This is a genomic window from Streptomyces sp. NPDC097107, from assembly GCF_044762405.1.
Lineage (GTDB): Bacteria > Actinomycetota > Actinomycetes > Streptomycetales > Streptomycetaceae > Streptomyces > Streptomyces thinghirensis.
The window spans coordinates 57563-75380 of the sequence record NZ_JBIWEF010000011.1 but is presented as its reverse complement, the minus strand read 5'-3'; the positions used below and the strand labels follow the sequence as shown (position 1 = coordinate 75380).

Here is a 17818-nt window from a genome sequence, read left to right as displayed (position 1 = left end):
GCATGGTGGTCGTCTTCGCGCTTGTCGCGCTGGCAGTGGTGAGCGTCCTCGTGACGTCGAACTGGTACGTGTGGCGGCGCCTGTTCCGTGACACGACCCGGGGCCCCGGTCCCGTGCGCCGTATCGGCGCGGTGGTGATCGCCGGGGGCTGGGCGCTGGCCGTCGGCGCGCTGGTCGCCGAGCGCGCGGGCGCCCCCTTCTGGCTCCAGCAGGTCCTGGCCTGGCCGGGCTTCCTGTGGCTGGCGCTGTCGATCTACCTGCTGCTGGCGGTGCTGGCCGGCGAGGTCGTACGGCCGCTGCTGCTGCGGTTCCTGGCGCGGCGGGCGGCCGCGCGGCAGACGGCAGCGGAGCCCGCACCGGAGCCGCTGAGGTCCCCCGCTGCGGACACGAGGCGCATACCGGCCGGAACGGCACCGCCCAAGACGGCGGAAACGGCCGAGGCCGCGACAGCACCCGAGCCACCCGAGGCACCCGAGACGCCCGAGCCCTCCAAGGCACCCGAGAAGCCCGAGCCCTCCAAGGCACCCGAGAAGCCCGAGCCCTCCAAGGCACCCGAGAAGCCGCCGTCCGGCGTCACGGCGGGCGGTCCGCCCGAGAGCCCCCTCGCCCTCCCCTCCCGCCGCCTCTTCGTCTCCCGCGTCCTCGGCGGTGCCGCCGCCGCGGCGGCCGTAGGGACGGTCGGCCACGGCACGTACGGCGTGCTGAACGGCCCCAGCGTGAAGCGGGTCACCGTGCCGCTGGCCAAACTCCCCCGCGCGGCGCACGGTTTCCGCATCGCCGTGGTCAGCGACGTCCACCTCGGCCCGGTGCTCGGCCGGGGCTTCGCGCAGAAGGTCGTCGACACGATCAACTCCACGCAGCCCGACCTCATCGCCGTCGTCGGCGACCTGGTGGACGGCAGCGTGAAGGACCTCGGCCCGGCGGCCGCCCCGCTGGCCCGGCTCAAGGCGCGGCACGGCGCGTACTTCGTCACCGGCAACCACGAGTACTTCTCCGGCGCCGAGCAGTGGGTCGCCGAGGTGCGGCGGCTCGGCCTGCTCCCGCTGGAGAACGCCCGCACCGAGCTGCCCCACTTCGACCTCGCCGGCGTCAACGACGTGGCGGGCGAGGACGAGGGCCAGGGCCCCGACTACGCCAAGGCCCTCGGCGACCGGGACCGCGCCCGCGCGTGCGTGCTCCTCGCCCACCAGCCGGTGCAGATCCACGACGCCGTCGACCACGGCGTCGACCTCCAGCTCTCCGGCCACACCCACGGCGGCCAGCTCTGGCCCGGCAACCTCATCGCAGGCCTCGCCAACCCCACCGTCGCGGGCCTGGAACGCTACGGCGACACCCAGCTCTACGTCAGCCGCGGCGCGGGCGCCTGGGGCCCGCCCACGCGCGTGGGGGCGGAGTCGGACGTCACGGTGATCGAACTGGCCTCACTGCGGGCCTAGGCCCTCCCTGGGGTCGTCCTCGGGGGCGTCCCCAGGGGTGTTCCCGGGGGTGTCCCCAGAGGTGTCCCCGGAGGGCGCCGCCTTCTTCGCCGGGTCCGGGAGTGCCTTGGTCATCCCGGGCAGGAAGTCCCTGAACAGCTCGTGCACCTCGCGCACCAGTGGGCGCAGCACCCGGAAGCGGGCCAGGACGACACCCCGCGCGGTGAGCCGGGCACCGCGTTCGGCGAGGCGGTAGCTCCGCTCGCGGCCCTCCGTGCGGTCGAAGATCCAGTACAGGACGAGGCCCATCTGGGAGAGCCACATCAGCTCGGGCAGGATGTCCCGCAGCTCCGAGGGCACCTTGGTCTTCGTGCCGGCCAGCACCGAGCGGTGGACGCTGATGGCCTCCACGCGCGCGTGCTCCGACTCCGGGGAGAAGGGGCTGAGGGGGCTGTCCGGGTCGGCCGCGTTCTTGAAGAACTGCACCGCGAACTCGTGGTACGGGGCCGCGATGTCCAGCCAGACCTTCAGCACGCCCGCCAGCCGTGCCTCCAGGTCGGTCTCCCGGGCCAGGACCTCCCGGACCGCCGCCTGGTGCGCGGCGGCGATCCGGTCGTAGAAGCCCTGGATCAGGTGCTCCTTGCCGCCGAAGTAGTAGTACGCGTTGCCGACGGAGACCCCGGCCTCCTGGGCGATGGCCCGCATGGTCGTCCGGTCGTAACCGCGTTCCTGGAAGAGCCGCATGGCCGTCTCCAGGATCAGCGCGCGGGTCTGCTCGGACTTGCTGAGGGGGGCTCCGTCGTCGGGGCCGTCGTTCTTCGCGGGCACAGGACGAGAGCCTAACGAGTGGCGCAGGTGCCGTCGTCGCAGCCGGGCTCGATGTAGATCCACCCGCGGCCCGGTTCGTAGGCCCACCCATCGGCCCGGCGGTACCCGGTGCCGCCCCATTGCCGCTGCCCGCCCCGCCACTTGGCGGCGGCCAGGACGGCCCCCCGGGCCAGCCACGCCCCGGTGGGCGTGCTGAGCCGGTGGGCGAGCGCGCGGTGCTCGCGCAGCGCCCACAGGACGACGATCCAGGCGGCGGCGCCCCGGAAGACCTGCCCGGCGTCCCCGACGGCGGTGACCTCGTCAAGGGTGACGGAGTGATCGAGGCCGGGAAACCGCCGGCGCGCCTCCTCCGACCCGGCCGGGACCAACTCCAGCGGCACCAGCCGCGGCTGCCGCAGCAGCCAGTCCCGTACGTGCGTGCACAGGGAGCACTCGGCGTCGTAGAGGACGGTGAGCCGGCGCACGGGGGCGCCGGCCGTCGTGGGAGCGGACGCCATCGGCCTAGGCCCCGGCCGTCGGTGCCACCCAGCCCTGCGGCGGGACCGGCGGAACCTGCTCGCGCTCCATCATCCCGCGCCGCCGGATCCGGTTGAGCACGTACACGTTGCCCAGGTGCATCACGCCGAGCACCAGCAGCACCACGCCCAGCTTGGTCGACAGGGCCTCGAAGATCCCGCGGGTGTCGGCGATGGTGTCGTCACCGCTCAGATAGAGGGCGACGAAGCCGAGGTTGACGAGGTAGAAGCCGACCACCAGCAGGTGGTTGACGGCTTCCGCGAGCTTCTCGTTGCCGTGCAGCACGTCGGCGAGGAAGACCCGGCCGTTGCGGCTGAGCGTGCGGGCCACCCAGATGGTCAGGCCGATGCTGACCAGCAGGTAGATGACGTAGGCGATGACGGTGCGGTCCATGCCCCACCCCTTCTTGAACGCGTTCAAAACGCTGACGAGGGAGACTCTAGACCTGCTTTTGAACGTGTTCAACTCGCAGGGGGAGTGGTCCGCGTCACCCGGCTACGGCCGGCGGCCCAACTCCGGACGCTTGGAGTAGTCCGTGAGCCCGATGACGTTGCCCCACGGGTCGGCGAACTCGACGGTCCAGCCGGTGGCGACGGAGAAGGGTTCGTCCAGCGGCGCCACTCCGGCGTCGCGCAGTGCCCGGGCCGCCGTGCGGGCGTCCGCGACCTCCAGCCACACCCGCGCGGACGGCCACGGCGGAGGCCGCTCCCCGAACCCCTCCTCCGCCCGCAGCAGAATGCCCGGCGTCTCGCCCCCGGCCTTCAGCAGTGCGATGCCGGCCTCGTCGAGCCGGAAGGCGACCGGGAAGCCGGCCCGCTCGTAGAAGTCGACGGCCGCACCGACGTCCCCGACGGGCAGCAGCACGTTGTCGAACCCGAGCAGTTCGTACGACTCATGATCTGACATGACGTCACATTAGGTGTGCGCGGTGCGAAGTGGACGGAACCGGCGGGCGGGGCGGTGGCGGGGTCACTCGCCCGGGCGGACGGCCGCTCCCGGGGCCCGACTTCACTTCGGTCGCCGAGTCCTACAGTATGACCGGCAGTTTCCCGTACCTTCCAGGAGTGACACCACCGTGAGCGAGCAGCCGCAGCAGCCGTCCCAGCCGCCCGGTTACGGCTACCCCAACCAGGGTTCCGGCGCGGCCGGCCAGGCCGGCCCCTACGGCTACCCGCAGGGCGGCTACCAGCAGCCCCCCGGCGGCTATCGGGCGCCCGGTTACTACGCCGGTGACCCCGGCGCGCCCTACGGCTACGACCCCTACGGGCGCCCGTACTCCGACAAGTCGAAGATCACCGCCGGCGTATTCCAGCTCTTCCTCGGCAGCTTCGGCATCGGTCGCTTCTACACCGGTTCCGTCGGCATCGGCCTGGCCCAGCTGTTCACCTGCGGTGGGCTCGGCATCTGGGCGCTGATCGACGGCATCTTGTACCTCGTCAGCAACGACCGCACGGACGACCAGGGGCGGATCCTGCGTGGCTGACGCCGCGCGTCCGGCGCCGTCCGAGGGGCGGCGCCTGCGCCGGCATCCCGCGGCGGCACCCCTCGCGGTGCTCGTCGCGGGCGCCGCGGGCGCCGGCTACCTGTGGTTCACCGACCCGCACGAGCCGGGCCACCTCCTGCCCCAGTGCCCGTTCCGGTACGTCACCGGTCTGCTGTGCCCGGCCTGCGGGGGCACGCGCATGGCGTACGACTTGATGCACGGTCACTTCGCCGCCGCCTGGCTGGACAACCGCGCCTTGCTGCTCGCCGCGCCGTTCGCCCTGGCGCTGTGGGGCCGCTGGACGGCGGAGGGCCTGCGCGGCCGCTTCTACGCACCCCGGATCGCCCCCTGGGCCCAGGCCCTGATCCTGCTGACGGCGGTGGCCTGGACGGTGGTCCGCAACCTGGTCTGAGGCGCCCCGGTGCCGGGGCGGTGATCGAATGATCACGGAATGGGAACGTTCGATCGAATCCACTCCCACCGGCCCCACCAGTCTCTCTATGCTCCCTACGCACAGGGGGGACGGCCACGCCGTTGCGTCGTGGGCCGCCGTGCACGGTCAGTGTGCGATCAGCGGCGCTCCTTCCTGGGCCCCCGGGCAATCCGTCCCGGCCCGTTTCGCATCTCCCCAGGAGCACCACCGTGACCGTCCCCCCGAACCCCGCCGCTCCCTACGGCTTCGACCCGCAGGGCCGCCCGTACTCCGACAAGTCGAAGATCGTCGCCGGCATCCTCCAGCTCTTCCTGGGCACCCTGGGCATCGGCCGCTTCTACGTCGGTTCCGTCGGCGTCGGCGTCGCCCAGCTGCTCACCTGCGGTGGCCTGGGCTTCTGGGCGCTGATCGACGGCATCATCTTCCTGGTCAGCAACGACCGCACCGACAAGGAGGGCCGCGTGCTGCGCGGCTGACGCCGCCTCACGGCCTCGCGGTGACGACCGAGGGCCCCGATCGCATCGATGCGATCGGGGCCCTCGGTCGTACGCGTCGGCGCGCGGGTCAGAAGCGGCGCGTGATCAGCGCCCGCTTCACCTCCGCGATCGCCTTGGTGACCTCGATACCGCGCGGGCAGGCGTCCGTGCAGTTGAAGGTCGTGCGGCAGCGCCAGACGCCGTCGCGGTCGTTGAGGATCTCCAGCCGCTGCTCGCCGGCCTCGTCGCGCGAGTCGAAGATGAAGCGGTGGGCGTTGACGATGGCCGCCGGGCCGAAGTACTGCCCGTCGTTCCAGAACACCGGGCACGAGGACGTGCAGGCGGCGCACAGGATGCACTTCGTCGTGTCGTCGAAGCGCTCGCGGTCCTCGGCCGTCTGGAGGCGCTCACGCGTCGGCTCGTTGGTGTCCTTCGTGATCAGGAAGGGCATCACGTCCCGGTACGCCTGGAAGAACGGCTCCATGTCGACGACCAGGTCCTTGAGGACCGTCAGGCCCTTGATGGCCTCGACCGTGATCGGCTTCTCGGGGTTGATGTCCTTGATCAGCGTCTTGCAGGCAAGGCGGTTCTTGCCGTTGATCCGCATGGCGTCGGAACCGCAGATGCCGTGCGCGCAGGAACGGCGGAAGGTGAGGCTTCCGTCGAGGTCCCACTTGATCTTGTGCAGCGCGTCGAGGACACGCTCCTTCGGGTCGATCTCCAGCTGGAAGTCTTCCCAGGACGCCTCGGCCGAGACCTCCGGGTTGAACCGCCGGACGCGGAAGGTGACCGTGATGTACGGGGAGTCGGCGAAGCCGGGCTCGGGGGCCTTGTCGCTCTTCTCCATGACAGGGGTAGCCATCAGTACTTACGCTCCATCGGCTGGTAGCGGGTCTGGACGACCGGCTTGTAGTCGAGCCGGATGGACTCGGTGCCGTCGTCGCCCACCTCGCGGTACGCCATGGTGTGGCGCATGAAGTTGACGTCGTCGCGGTTGGGGAAGTCCTCGCGGTAGTGACCGCCGCGCGACTCCTTGCGGGCGAGCGCGGACACCGCCATGACCTCGGCCAGGTCGAGCAGGTTGCCCAGCTCGACGGCCTCCAGCAGGTCGGTGTTGAAGCGCCGGCCCTTGTCCTGGATCGACACGTTCTTGTAGCGGGCGCGCAGCTCGGCGAGCTTCTCGACGGCCGTCTTGATCGTCTGCTCGGTGCGGAACACCATGACGTTGGCGTCCATGGTCTCCTGCAGCTCGCGGCGGAGCGTCGCCACCCGCTCGGTGCCGGTGGAGGAGCGCAGCCGCTCGATCTGCTCGACGACCAGTGACTCCGGGTTCTCCGGCAGCTCGACGTAGTCCGCCTTCTGCGCGTACTCCGCCGCCGCGATGCCGGCCCGCTTGCCGAAGACGTTGATGTCCAGCAGCGAGTTGGTGCCCAGGCGGTTGGCGCCGTGCACGGACACGCAGGCGACCTCGCCGGCCGCGTACAGGCCCGGGACGACGGTGGTGTTGTCCAGCAGGACCTCACCCTCGACGTTGGTCGGGATGCCGCCCATCGCGTAGTGGGCGGTGGGCTGGATCGGGATCGGGTCCGTGTAGGGCTCGATGCCGAGGTAGGTCCGCGCGAACTCCGTGATGTCGGGCAGCTTGGCGTCCAGCTGCTCCGGCGGGAGGTGGGTGAGGTCCAGGAAGACGTGGTCGCCCTCGGGACCGCAGCCGCGGCCCTCGCGGATCTCCGTGTAGATCGAGCGGGAGACGACGTCGCGGGAGGCGAGGTCCTTCATGACCGGCGCGTACTTCTCCATGAAGCGCTCGCCGTCCTTGTTGCGGAGGATGCCGCCCTCACCACGGGCGCCCTCCGTCAGCAGGATGCCCATGCGCCAGATGCCGGTCGGGTGGAACTGGAAGAACTCCATGTCCTCCAGCGGCAGCCCGCGCCGGTACACGGCCGCCTGGCCGTCACCGGTCAGGGTGTGCGCGTTCGACGTCACCTTGAAGAACTTTCCGGTGCCGCCGGACGCGTAGATCACGGACTTCGCCTGGAAGACGTGGATCTCGCCGGTGGCCAGCTCGTAGGCGACCACACCGGACGACTTCTTGACGCCGTCGACCTCGGTGATCAGCTGGTCCAGGACGTAGAACTCGTTGAAGAACTCCACGCCCTCCTTGACGCAGTTCTGGTACAGCGTCTGGAGGATCATGTGACCGGTGCGGTCGGCCGCGTAGCAGGAGCGGCGGACCGGCGCCTCGCCGTGGTTGCGGGAGTGCCCGCCGAAGCGGCGCTGGTCGATCGTGCCGTTCGGCGTCCGGTTGAACGGCAGGCCCATCTTCTCCAGGTCGAGGACCGAGTCGATGGCCTCCTTCGCCAGGATCTCGGCGGCGTCCTGGTCGACCAGGTAGTCACCGCCCTTGACCGTGTCGAAGGTGTGCCACTCCCAGTTGTCCTCCTCCACGTTGGCGAGCGCGGCGGCCATGCCGCCCTGCGCGGCGCCCGTGTGGGAGCGGGTGGGGTAGAGCTTCGTCAGCACGGCGGTGCGGCTGCGCTTCGTCGACTCGATGGCCGCGCGCATGCCGGCGCCACCGGCGCCGACGATGACGGTGTCGTACTTGTGTACCTTCATGATTTTCGCAGCCCCGTGCCTAGCGGATGTTCGGGTCGAAGGTGAAGATCACCAGCGTGCCCAGCAGGATGGTGAACACCGTGGCGGTGTAGAGCAGGCCCTTGAGCCACAGGCGGGTGTTCGGGCGCTCCGCGTAGTCGTTGATGACCGTGCGCAGGCCGTTCGCGCCGTGCAGCATCGCCAGCCACAGCATCAGCAGGTCCCAGACCTGCCAGAACGGCGAGGCCCAGCGGCCGGCCACGAAGGCGAAGCCGATCTTGGAGACGCCGCCGTCCAGCACCAGCTGGATGAGCAGGTGGCCGATGACCAGGACGACCAGCACGACGCCGGACAGGCGCATGAAGAGCCAGGCGGCCATCTCGAAGTTGCCGCGCGTGGACTTCGGGGACTTCTTGGTCCGCTTGCGGGGCGGCTCGATCAGCGGCGCCGGGTTGTCCACGGTGTAGACGGAGGCGCCCGCGCCCTCGACGGGGCCGATGCCGGAGGCGGTGGTTTCAGTGGTGGACATCTGCGTCAGCTCCCGAACACTTCACGAGCGGCGTGGCCGAGGACGGGGTAGATCGCCCCGATCATCAGCACGACCCACAGGCCGACGACGATCCAGAGCATCTGCTTCTGGTAGCGGGCGCCCTTGATCCAGAAGTCGACCGCGATGACGCGCAGGCCGTTGAGCGCGTGGAACAGGATGGCGGCGACGAGGCCGTACTCCAGCAGCGCGACGATCGGGGACTTGTACGTGGCCACGACGGTGTCGTAGGCCTCGGGGGACACACGGACGAGAGCGGTGTCCAGCACGTGGACGAACAGGAAGAAGAAGATGAGGACGCCGGTGACTCGATGAGCCACCCAGGACCACATTCCTTCCCGGCCGCGGTACAGCGTTCCAGCCGGCACGGAAGTTTCCTCCGGGAGCGGGGATTGGGGCCGCGCCGGCTTTCCTTGTCGGTCGGGCCCGGCCGGGTACGGTCCACCGGCCCCCAGCATCGTAGCGACGGTTGCCTGCGGCGCTTACGGGGGGCCTGCTTGTGTGATCAAAGTTGCACTCAAAGGAGCAGTGGGGTTCGTGCGGGGCGGCCTAGGGGGTGGGGGTTTGGGTGGTTTGCCGGGTGTGGGTAGTGCGTGGCTGGTCGCGCCCGCGCGGCGGAGGCGCTGGTGTCGCGGCCCCGGGCCCCTGGAGGACGTCGGTCAACCTGTTCCTTGCCAGGTGCCGGAGTTCCTCCGCCGCGACTGCGCGTTCCTCGTCAGGATCGTTTGCCAATCGTGACCGGATGTCCGCGAGGGCGTGGTCCAGGGCCTCGTTCGCGGGGAGGCCGTTCAGACAGATGACGAACGCGTGTCCGAAGCGGCGCTCGTAGGCCGCGGTCGCCGCACTCAGTGCCGTGTGGGCCGCTGCGTACGTGTCCTCGGGGAGGGGTGGCAGCGCCTCTGCCGCCAGGGCCTCCGTCAGGTCGTCCGGGGAGAGGTCGTACGCCGCCTCGTCCCCGGCGGCCAGCAGGGACGGCAGGTCCGGGTAGGGCCGGTGGGAGGCGAGGCGGTGGGCCCAGTGGTGGCTGCTCAGGCAGGTCAGGAGCGTGCGGATGACCTCGTCGGCGGACGCGGCGTTGAAGCGCGCCAGAGCGGAGGCCGTTACCGGTGTGACACGGGTGGTTTGCACCGGTACCGGTATGGCCACTCGGGCGGGGAGGTCTGGGAGACGGTGCGCAGGCAGCGTGGGTCCTCGTGGGCGTCACGTGTGTGTCGGCAGGGGATTGTGCAAAAGGTGCGGCGTCACGTTATCGAGTGACGGCATCGCGTGTCCGTACAGTGCCCGAATTTCACCCGAACGGGAGAGTTTCAGAACATGTGGTGGACGCATGGTGGAGCTCACGGCCGTAGGTTGGCGCTGTGAGCCAGCACGGACGCCGGACGCCGGCGAACCAGGTGAGGCAGCGGGCCGTGATCGCCGGCGCGGTGGTCGCCGCGCTCGGCGTGGGAGTCGGCCTGTGGGCCACCGACGGAGAGGGCGGGGGCGGGCCCGGGGGCTCGGCCGCGCGGTCCTCCCCGGAGGCGGCCGCGCCCAGCCCCAGCCGCTCCTACGCGCTGTCGAAGGAGCCGCGCACCATACCCGCCGTACGCGAACACACCGCGGCCCGCGGCCCCGGCTGGCAGCCGGAGAAGGCGCACCGCGTCGTCGTCGCCGATGCCGCCCTGGCCGACGAGGGGCGTCTGATAGCCGGCGAGCTGGGGCTCACCTATGCGGGGGAGAAGGACGACGAGCGCGCCGGGGACGTCCTCCTCGACGTCAAGGAGGACAAGGGCGCGGACTCCGAGTCGTACACCATGACCGTGCGCGACGGCCGCGTCACCGTCACCGGGCCGGCCGAGGCCGGCGTCTACTACGGCACCCGCACCCTGAAGCAGGCGGTGGACGGCGGCGGCGCCGCGCCGGAGGGCGTCGTGGAGGACGAGCCGGCCAAACCGCGGCGCGGCTTCAGCCTGGACATCGCGCGCAAGCACTACGACGCCGACTGGATCAAGGACCGGATACGCGAGCTGGGCGACCTGAAGTTCAACGAGCTGGGCCTGCACTTCTCCGACGACCAGGCCTTCCGCATCGAGTCCGACTCGCACCCCGAGATCGTCTCCGGCGACCACCTGACCAAGGCCGAGGTCAAGGAGATCATCGACCTCGCCGCGTCCCGGCACATCACGGTCGTCCCCGAGATCGACTCGCCCGGACACCTGGGCGCCGTGCTCGCCGCCCACCCCGACCTCCAGCTGCGCAACGCGCAGGGCACGCCCACGCGCGGCGCGATCGACATCTCCAAGCCGGAGGCCGCCGAGATAGTCGACGACCTGCTGAACGAGTACGCCGACCTCTTCCCCGGGTCGCAGTTCCACCTGGGCGCCGACGAGTACCAGGCGCTCGTGGTGTCCGACCCCGAGGCGTCCTACCCGGACCTGGCCGCCGCCGCCCGCGAGGCCTACGGTTCCGGCGCCACCGTCGCCGACCTCACCACCGGCTGGCTCAACGACCGCGCCAAGACGGTCATGGCGCACGACCGCACGCCGCGCGCCTGGAACGACGGCTTCTTCAAGGACACGTCCGTCGAGCCCCTCAAGGACATCAAGGTCGCCTACTGGACCGGCAAGGAGATCGGCGCCCGCCAGCCGACCGAGTACCTCGGCGAGGGCCGCGACGTCCTCAACTACAACGACGAGTTCCTCTACTACGTACTCGGCGAGCCGCAGACCTTCGTCTACCCGACCGGCGAGCGCATCTACGAGCAGTGGACCCCGCGCGTCCTGCGCGGCACCACGGCGGTCGACGCGAAGTACGACGACCAGATACTCGGCGGCAGCTTCGCGGTCTGGGGCGACATCCCCAGCGCCCAGACGCAGACGCAGGTCGCCGAGGGCATCCGGATCCCGCTGGCGGCGACGGTCCAGAAGCTGTGGGACCCGGACAAGCCCGAGCTGTCCTGGGCCGAGTTCAGGTCGCTGGCGAACCGGCTCGACTGATTCCGCACGCCCGCCGGGCCTCGCGCGGATTGTCCGATACGGCTGCGAACTCCCGTATGGCTGTGGTGGTCTTTGGGCGAGCCGAACCGACACGCCGGGGGGACCGGGACATGGGCTACTGGGGGTATTTCGTCGTGGGCCGCGCCGAGCGGCCGCTCGCGGAGCTGGACGCGCTGCCGGGCGCCGCGGACATGACCCTGCGCCGGTCCGCGCCGGACGGCTGGCAGGTGTGGGAGTTCCCTGGCGGCGACGGGGACGTCGGCAACATGAACGACCTGGCCGGGCAGACCGGCGCGCCCGCGCTGTTCGGATACGTCATGGACAGCGACTGCGTGGTCGTGGAGGCGGCGGCGCCCGAGAGCGGGGCGTGGACGACGTGCCTGGCGCGGTCCGCGATGGCCGGGTACCTCGGCGCGGAGAAGGAGGGGCTCACCCTGGAGGACTACTTCCTGGAACCCCGCGACGCCGCCGAGCGTGCCGTGGCCTGGGCCGCGGAGGCCGGGCGCACCGCGAGCGCCGGGGAGTTGGCGGAGGTACTGTCGGCCGACCCCGGGGCCGCCCCCGACCCCGGGGCCGCCCCCGACCCGGGCGCCGCCCCCGACCCCGGCGCCGGTCCCGACGCCGGTCGCGGATCCGGTCCCGGCGCCGATGCTGGCGCCGCCTCCGGTCCTGGCGCCGGCTCCGGTGCCGACTCCCTCACCGAGGTCGGCCCGGTGGCCGAAAACCTCTTCTTCCGATTCCTCGACCGGCTCGGCGTGGTGCCGCTGTGACACTCCCGGGCCGTCGCACGCAGTAAGGGAAAGTGCGGGCTCCGTGGTGGTGAGCGGGCCGAGGCGGTAGAAACAGGGAGGCACCGGATGAGCCTGGTGGAACTGATCGCGCGGGCCGACGCACGCGGACTCGCCGGGAGCGGACTGGCTTGTTTGGACCGCTGCGTCCCCCTGCTGGACGGCGACGACGAGGTCCTCAGACCTCTGTGGGCGACCCTTGCCGACGACGCCGGCGACGGGCCCGGCTGGGCGCGGGGGCTGGCGCGGGTGCGCGACAAGCTCGCCGGTCCCGACGCAGAGGGCGAGGACGAGGCCGTGCTCCTGGCCCGCCGGATGCTGGCCGCGGCGCCGGACGAGTGCTCCGGCGCCGCGATACGGGCGTGGGCCGACGCCTGCTCCGTCGCCTCGCTCCGCGTCCACCGGCTCCTCGACCCCGCGACGGACGCCGCCACCGAGGCAGCCGACGTCCGCGGGGAGGACCGCACCCAGGACCGCACCCAGGGCCGTGCTCAGGGCCGTGGTCAGGACCGCGCAGAAGGGCTGTCGCCCCTCGTCGTCGCCGAACTGCGCCGTCAGGTCACCGTCCTCGAAGTGCTCGCCGGCCACGGCCCGGCCGGGCTGCGCCGGGCTCTGGAGGTCTCCACGGAGGGGCGACGGGTGCTGCGCGCCGTGGTGTCCCGCCGGGCGCGCGGACGGGGCTGACCACAGGGCGTGCCACCGGGCCCGCCTGTGACGGTCGTGCGGGGAACGCGCGGCGGCGGTGCGGTGGACGTGGTGGAGGTGGGGCGGTCCTGCGCCGGTTGCGGAACGGCCGGGGCGCGCGTGTGACGAAACTCCGTCCGGCGGCGCTCTAGCGGTTGTGACGACTGTGACCAGCGGATTGACGACCCAGCAGGAAAACCGGCCGTCGGCCGCCGCGAAACCGGTGCGGTGGGCGGCGGACGCGGTGGCCACGATGCGCGAGGGTGCCCGGCTGCGCCTGGACTACTCGGCCCAGAGCCTGTGGCGCGTCGATCGCGTGATCGACGGCATCCGGCGCGAGGGACCACCGTACGCCGCGGTGGAGAACGCACTGCGCGGACTCGGCGCCTACGCCGGGGAGGTGATGGTGCGTCAGGCCGGGGGCGAATGGTGGACGACCGGCGGAGACCACTGGGTCCGCACGCCCGACGGCCGGCTGTGGGACCCGATCGACGAGGCCCGCCGCTGCTTCGCCGGCGACGGATCGCTCCGGCTGCTGTGCCGGGACGCGGCGACGGCCGGGTGACGGACCGGCCGGGAACCGTGCAGGAACGATTCTCCGGCCCGCGGTCTGTGACACCCGGGGCACCCGGTCCGCCGGATCAGCGGGGAGCCGGGCCGTGGGTGCCTCCCTCCCGTCGCCGAGCGGAGGGGTGGGGTGGGGTGGGGTGGGGTGGTCCGGGTGGAGCGGCGGGGCGAGGTGGGCGGCGGCATACCGCGGCCCCGCGAGATGCGGGCCCGCGCGACGGGGTTCGTCGGCCGGGTCGCGGTCGGTGGCCGGCTGGACTACTCCCCGGCCGGCCTGCGCATCGTCGACCTCCTGGTCGACGGGCTGCGCAAGGGAGGTGCCGACCACGAGGGGGCGCGCGGCCCACTGCTCGGTCTGGGTGCCTGCGTCGGTGAGGTGCTCGTGCGCCGGGCGGGCGCGGTGTGGCTGGACTTCGACGCGGACCGGCGGGCGCACTCCGGGCAGCCGGTCGGCGTACGGATGCCGGACGGGCGCGTCCGGAACCCGCTGGGCAGGGTGCACAACCGCCTGGCGGGCGGCGGCCCGGAGGAGTCGCCGCACACCTTCTGCCTGACGTCGCACGGGCGGGCCCGGCGCGTGCGGCCCGCCGTGCGGTGAGGGGCGTCCGGCCTGCCGCGGTGAGGGGGGCCCGGCCCGGGTCCTGTGACACTTCCGTGCGCGCCGACGCTGATGACCGTGGGGGCGGGCTCAACCGAGCGCGCGGAGAACTCGGTACGGACGAGGACGGTTCTTGGGCCAGCGAGGGGAAGCCCGCCGCGTACAGGCGCACGACGGGGAACTGGGCGCGGCCGTCGCGCGGGCCCAGGAAGGTGACGAGTCCGCCTTCGCGGTCGCCTACCGGCTGGTGCAGCCCGGCCTGCTGGGCTACCTGCGCGGACTCGTCGGGGACGACGCCGAGGACGTCGCGGCGGACGCGTGGCTGGAGATAGCCCGCGACCTGCGACGCTTCAAGGGCGACGGGGCCGGCTTCCGGGGCTGGACGGCGACGATCGCCCGGCACCGGGCACTGGACCACCTGCGCCGCCAGAAGGTACGGCCCAGACCGACGGCGCTGGAACAGGACGTCCTGGACCTGCCCGGCCCGCACTCCACGCACGACCAGGCCCTGGAGACGCTGTCCACCGAGGCGGCCCTGGCCCTGGTCTCGGGACTGCCGCGCGACCAGGCCGAGGCCGTGCTGCTGCGGGTCGTCGTCGGCCTCGACGGACCGTCCGCCGCGCGGGTCCTCGGCAAGCGGCCGGGCGCGGTGCGCACGGCGACGCACCGGGGGCTGAAGCGGCTGGCACGGCAGCTGGGCGCCGACGTTGTGACGGAAGACGCGCCCAGGACGCTGGGGGATTCGACATGACGGGCACCGACGGCGGCGGCCCGGCGGACCGAGCGGGAACGGAGGCGGACATGGGTGCACGGCACGGCGAAGGCGCCGACGGCGACCGCACCGGCCCCCGGGGCCCCCGCCACGGCATCCCCGGGACCGAGGAGCTGCTCGCCGCCGCACTCCGGGGGGAGCCCGTCGACGCGGAGGGCGAGCGGCGGGCCGTGGCCGCGTTCCGGGCCGCCCTGGACGCGGGGCCGGGCCGGACCGCGCGCACCCGCCGGCGGGACGACTGGCGACCCCTCGAGCGGCGACGCGCGGGGCGCACGCTGAAGACCGCGCTCTCCGTGCTGCTGGCGAGCCTCACCCTGGGCGGCGTCGCCTACGCGGCGATCGGCGGGGCCGGCTCCGCCACGGACACCGCCCGGCCGGAACGCACCCGCCCGTCCCGCGAAACGGACGGCACCACGGTCCGCCCGGTCCCCGCCCCGAGCCCCGCCACCACGTCCCCCGCCACCGCGTCCCCCGGCGCCTCGGCACGGCCGGACCGTCCGCCCGCCACCCGGGACACCGAGGCCCACTGCCGCGCCTATGAGCGACTCGAAGGCAGCGGCAAGGCGCTGGACGCCACGGCCTGGCAACGGCTGGTCGCGGCGGCGGGCGGCGGGGAGCACGTCGCGGCCCACTGCGCCGAGCAGCACCCCCGACAGGCCCGGCCGAGCGCCGCGACCGACGGGAACAAGCCGAGCGGAGCCGCCGACCCGACCCGGCCGGAACCGGCGGAGGGCAACCCGAACGGCGGCCGCAGCGGCAGCGACAACGGCAGCGGCGAGGGCGGGAGTGCGGACCGGGCGGAGCCGGCGGACCGGGCTCCCGGCACGGCCAAGTAGCCTCGCACCAGGGGCGATCGCGGTGGCCAAGGCAACGGCCGGGGCCGCCACCCCCCACAGGAGAGGCCCCGGCCGTCGCGCGGCACGGACCGCGCGGCGGCCCGTACTCCCTACAGCGCCGGGACTGCGTTTTCTGTCACACCTCACCGCGTCACGGCTTAGTTGCAGCTTGTACGACAATGGGATGGGGGCATGGACGAGCGGCGGTTTCAAGACGTAACGTGCGATTCGCGCCGACCAGCGGGGGCCTCGCTTCCGCGACGGGGTTGCGGTAGGCCACCGCGACCAGCGATTGAGACACCACGACGGTGAGGACCACGTCCGCGAGAACGGCGCCGGTACAGGCGCAGAAGGGCTTCTCGGTGCTGGGGGACGACGCGGAGCTGACCGCCGCGGTGCGTGCGGCACAGGGCGGGGACGAGACCGCGTTCCGGACTGTGTACCGCGCCGTGCATCCGCGACTGCTGGGGTACGTGCGGACACTGGTCGGCGATCCGGACGCCGAGGACGTGGCGTCCGAGGCCTGGCTGCAGATCGCCCGTGACCTGGAGCGGTTCGGCGGCGACGCCGACCGGTTCCGCGGCTGGGCCGCCCGCATCGCCCGCAACCGCGCCCTGGACCACATCCGCATGCGCGGGCGCCGCCCCGCGATCGGCGGCGACGAGACGGAGCTGACCGGCAAGCCCGCCGAGTCGGACACCGCGGGCGAGGCCATGGAGGCCCTGGCCACCGACAGCACCCTCTCCCTCATCGCCCGACTGCCCCAGGACCAGGCCGAGGCAGTCGTCCTGCGCGTGGTGGTGGGACTGGACGCCAAGAGCGCCGCCGAGACGCTGGGCAAACGGCCCGGTGCCGTCCGCACGGCGGCGCACCGCGGTCTGAAGCGCCTGGCCGAACTGCTCGGCGGCGATCCCGAATCGGGCGCCGGGCTCGACGCCCTGCCGCCCCAGCGAGAACCGCGCGGCCGTGCGGTGGCGTCCGCGGGTGTGACGCATACGCGTGCGCGGACGCAGAAGGACATGTGATGGCCGACGAGCAGGACAGGTGGCTGGACCGCGAAACGGCGGAGATCTTGCTGCGCGGAGAGTCACTGGAGGCTGTCGACCCCGCCGCCCGCGACCGTGCCGAACGCCTCGCCGGGGCCCTGGGCGCCCTCTCCGCCCCACCCGTCCCGGCCGGCGGGGAACTCCCCGGCGAGGCGGCCGCGCTGGCCGCCTTCCGCAAGGTGCGCGCCGAGCGGGCCGACGCGCCGGAGGGGGCGTCGGCCGCCCTCGGGCACGGCACCGCGACGCCGCCCGCCGATGCCGGACTGGTCCGTATCGGCCCGCGCGGTGACGGCGCCCGGCGTCCCCGCCGGCACCGTCCGCTGCGTCTCGGGCTGGCCGCCGCGCTGACCGTCGGCATGCTCGGCGGGGCGGCGGTGGCCGCGGGAACCGGAGCCTTGCCGACGCCGTTCGACGGCACCCGGCCGGACCCCGCCGCCACCGTCTCGGCCGCCGCGTCCCCCGACCGGCCGCTCGCCTCGCCCTCGCCGCTGGACGGCGTGCGGGGCGGGCCGGTGCCGGGCAGCCCCACGCCCGGCGCGCCGGACCGGGGCAGCGTGCGGGATGACGCGGACGGCGATACGGACCAGGACACCGACGCCGACACCGACGCCGATGGCCGGGCCTCCGGCGGCGGGCGGTCCGGCCTCGCCGCGTCCTGCCGCGACGTACGCGCCGGCAAGGGACTCGACGGCGCCCGTCGGCGCGCGCTGAAGGAGGCGGCCGGGGGTTCGTCGCGGGTCGTGAAGTACTGCGGGGACCTCCTCGCCGGGACCGACGGCGCCGCCCAGGACCGCAGTGGCGGCCGGGAAGGCGGCAGGGGCTCCGACGGGCCCGGGGAGCGGAATCGGGACCGGGAGACCGGGAGGGGCTCCGGCGACAAGGGCGACAGGAGCGGCAGGGGCGACAGGAGCGGCAAGGGCGGCGAAGAGGGCAAGGGCGGCGAAGAGGGCAGGGGCGGTGAAGGCGGAAAGAAGGGCGGCGGTGACGACGGCGGCAAGGACGATGACGACGACGGCCACACAGCCCCGCCCGCCGGACAGCACCACGACCCGCACGCCCCCTCGGCCTACGCGCCCCTGCCGCGGCAGCGGCCGGCCTACCCGCCGCACACGTCGTCCACCGTCGCCGACCTCCCCCTTGACCTGCGCTTTTCCGGGCTCGCAGGAATCTCCTCACCCCGGGTGTGACACTTTCGGCCGCCGTGGCGCAGTAATGAGTGAGCCGACTGGTCATCGGCTTTCGCACCGAGCCGGGGTTCC

General features: G+C 72.8%; 21 protein-coding genes and 1 pseudogene. 13 read left to right on the top strand and 9 right to left on the bottom strand.

Features of this window, described 5'->3' with window-relative positions; all coding sequences use genetic code 11:
- Positions 1-2 precede the first annotated feature (2 nt).
- Entirely contained in the window at positions 3-1436 is a 1434-nt protein-coding gene (locus tag ACIQ1J_RS25555) for a metallophosphoesterase (protein ID WP_403560357.1), read from the top strand.
- Here the strand turns inward: ACIQ1J_RS25555 and ACIQ1J_RS25550 are convergent.
- The 4 genes from ACIQ1J_RS25550 to ACIQ1J_RS25535 all read right to left on the bottom strand — a co-directional run bounded on the left by ACIQ1J_RS25550 (position 1422) and on the right by ACIQ1J_RS25535 (position 3665).
- The gene (locus ACIQ1J_RS25550; RefSeq protein WP_403560355.1) at positions 1422-2243 is read right to left on the bottom strand and encodes a TetR/AcrR family transcriptional regulator; all 822 of its coding nucleotides are present in this window, start codon (positions 2241-2243) and stop codon (positions 1422-1424) included. The two genes, ACIQ1J_RS25555 and ACIQ1J_RS25550, sit on opposite strands and share 15 nt — an antisense overlap.
- An 11-nt stretch (positions 2244-2254) precedes the next feature.
- On the bottom strand, positions 2255-2740 hold the full coding sequence (locus ACIQ1J_RS25545) for a thiol-disulfide oxidoreductase DCC family protein (RefSeq protein ID WP_403560353.1): 486 nt from the start codon (positions 2738-2740) through the stop codon (positions 2255-2257).
- A 4-nt stretch (positions 2741-2744) separates the two neighbouring features.
- Entirely contained in the window at positions 2745-3152 is a 408-nt protein-coding gene (locus ACIQ1J_RS25540) for a hypothetical protein (RefSeq protein ID WP_210957815.1), read from the bottom strand.
- A gap of 102 nt (positions 3153-3254) precedes the next feature.
- The gene (locus tag ACIQ1J_RS25535) at positions 3255-3665 is read right to left on the bottom strand and encodes a VOC family protein (protein ID WP_403560351.1); all 411 of its coding nucleotides are present in this window, start codon (positions 3663-3665) and stop codon (positions 3255-3257) included.
- A 169-nt stretch (positions 3666-3834) separates the two neighbouring features.
- Here ACIQ1J_RS25535 and ACIQ1J_RS25530 point away from each other — a divergent pair, with 169 nt between their 5' ends.
- The 3 genes from ACIQ1J_RS25530 (at position 3835) to ACIQ1J_RS25520 (ending at position 5151) form a co-directional block, all read left to right on the top strand.
- Positions 3835-4242 carry a TM2 domain-containing protein gene (locus tag ACIQ1J_RS25530; protein WP_403560349.1) on the top strand — a complete coding sequence of 136 codons (408 nt, stop codon included), beginning with the start codon at positions 3835-3837 and terminating at the stop codon, positions 4240-4242.
- Positions 4235-4654, top strand: coding sequence for a DUF2752 domain-containing protein (locus ACIQ1J_RS25525; protein ID WP_403560347.1), 420 nt, complete (start codon positions 4235-4237; stop codon positions 4652-4654). Before ACIQ1J_RS25530 ends, ACIQ1J_RS25525 begins: the two co-directional genes overlap by 8 nt.
- A 230-nt stretch (positions 4655-4884) precedes the next feature.
- Positions 4885-5151, top strand: coding sequence for a TM2 domain-containing protein (locus tag ACIQ1J_RS25520; protein ID WP_121748808.1), 267 nt, complete (start codon positions 4885-4887; stop codon positions 5149-5151).
- A gap of 88 nt (positions 5152-5239) precedes the next feature.
- Here ACIQ1J_RS25520 and ACIQ1J_RS25515 read toward each other — a convergent pair whose 3' ends face one another.
- The 5 genes from ACIQ1J_RS25515 to ACIQ1J_RS25495 form a co-directional block, all read right to left on the bottom strand.
- The gene (locus tag ACIQ1J_RS25515) at positions 5240-6013 is read right to left on the bottom strand and encodes a succinate dehydrogenase iron-sulfur subunit (protein WP_403560345.1); all 774 of its coding nucleotides are present in this window, start codon (positions 6011-6013) and stop codon (positions 5240-5242) included.
- On the bottom strand, positions 6013-7767 hold the full coding sequence (gene sdhA, locus ACIQ1J_RS25510; protein WP_403560343.1) for a succinate dehydrogenase flavoprotein subunit: 1755 nt from the start codon (positions 7765-7767) through the stop codon (positions 6013-6015). Before sdhA ends, ACIQ1J_RS25515 begins: the two co-directional genes overlap by 1 nt.
- Positions 7768-7786: 19 nt before the next feature.
- Positions 7787-8275, bottom strand: coding sequence for a succinate dehydrogenase hydrophobic membrane anchor subunit (locus ACIQ1J_RS25505; RefSeq protein WP_019330052.1), 489 nt, complete (start codon positions 8273-8275; stop codon positions 7787-7789).
- A gap of 5 nt (positions 8276-8280) precedes the next feature.
- Positions 8281-8661, bottom strand: coding sequence for a succinate dehydrogenase, cytochrome b556 subunit (sdhC, locus tag ACIQ1J_RS25500; protein WP_210957810.1), 381 nt, complete (start codon positions 8659-8661; stop codon positions 8281-8283).
- Between the two features lie 181 nt (positions 8662-8842).
- Positions 8843-9439, bottom strand: a complete 597-nt coding sequence (locus ACIQ1J_RS25495; protein WP_403560340.1) for a 2-oxo-4-hydroxy-4-carboxy-5-ureidoimidazoline decarboxylase — start codon at positions 9437-9439, stop codon at positions 8843-8845.
- A 263-nt stretch (positions 9440-9702) separates the two neighbouring features.
- On the opposite strand from ACIQ1J_RS25495, the gene ACIQ1J_RS25490 reads away from it, so the two are divergent.
- The 9 genes and pseudogenes from ACIQ1J_RS25490 to ACIQ1J_RS25450 all read left to right on the top strand — a co-directional run bounded on the left by ACIQ1J_RS25490 (position 9703) and on the right by ACIQ1J_RS25450 (position 17746).
- Positions 9703-11268 carry a glycoside hydrolase family 20 protein gene (locus ACIQ1J_RS25490; protein ID WP_403560666.1) on the top strand — a complete coding sequence of 522 codons (1566 nt, stop codon included), beginning with the start codon at positions 9703-9705 and terminating at the stop codon, positions 11266-11268.
- Between the two features lie 110 nt (positions 11269-11378).
- Positions 11379-11819 (top strand): annotated as a pseudogene (locus ACIQ1J_RS25485) (hypothetical protein); the annotation flags it as partial.
- A gap of 306 nt (positions 11820-12125) precedes the next feature.
- The gene (locus ACIQ1J_RS25480) at positions 12126-12740 is read left to right on the top strand and encodes a hypothetical protein (RefSeq protein ID WP_403560338.1); all 615 of its coding nucleotides are present in this window, start codon (positions 12126-12128) and stop codon (positions 12738-12740) included.
- A gap of 157 nt (positions 12741-12897) precedes the next feature.
- Positions 12898-13305, top strand: a complete 408-nt coding sequence (locus ACIQ1J_RS25475; RefSeq protein ID WP_403560336.1) for a hypothetical protein — start codon at positions 12898-12900, stop codon at positions 13303-13305.
- Positions 13306-13437: 132 nt separating this feature from the next.
- Positions 13438-13905, top strand: a complete 468-nt coding sequence (locus ACIQ1J_RS25470) for a hypothetical protein (protein ID WP_403560334.1) — start codon at positions 13438-13440, stop codon at positions 13903-13905.
- A 133-nt stretch (positions 13906-14038) separates the two neighbouring features.
- A complete protein-coding gene (locus ACIQ1J_RS25465) occupies positions 14039-14656 on the top strand; it encodes an RNA polymerase sigma factor (RefSeq protein WP_403560332.1) in 618 nt (205 codons plus the stop codon).
- Positions 14653-15513 carry a hypothetical protein gene (locus ACIQ1J_RS25460; RefSeq protein WP_403560330.1) on the top strand — a complete coding sequence of 287 codons (861 nt, stop codon included), beginning with the start codon at positions 14653-14655 and terminating at the stop codon, positions 15511-15513. Before ACIQ1J_RS25465 ends, ACIQ1J_RS25460 begins: the two co-directional genes overlap by 4 nt.
- A gap of 362 nt (positions 15514-15875) precedes the next feature.
- Complete coding sequence (locus ACIQ1J_RS25455) at positions 15876-16538, top strand: RNA polymerase sigma factor (RefSeq protein ID WP_403560664.1); 663 nt, start codon at positions 15876-15878, stop codon at positions 16536-16538.
- Positions 16538-17746, top strand: a complete 1209-nt coding sequence (locus ACIQ1J_RS25450; protein WP_403560328.1) for a hypothetical protein — start codon at positions 16538-16540, stop codon at positions 17744-17746. Before ACIQ1J_RS25455 ends, ACIQ1J_RS25450 begins: the two co-directional genes overlap by 1 nt.
- Positions 17747-17818 lie beyond the last annotated feature (72 nt).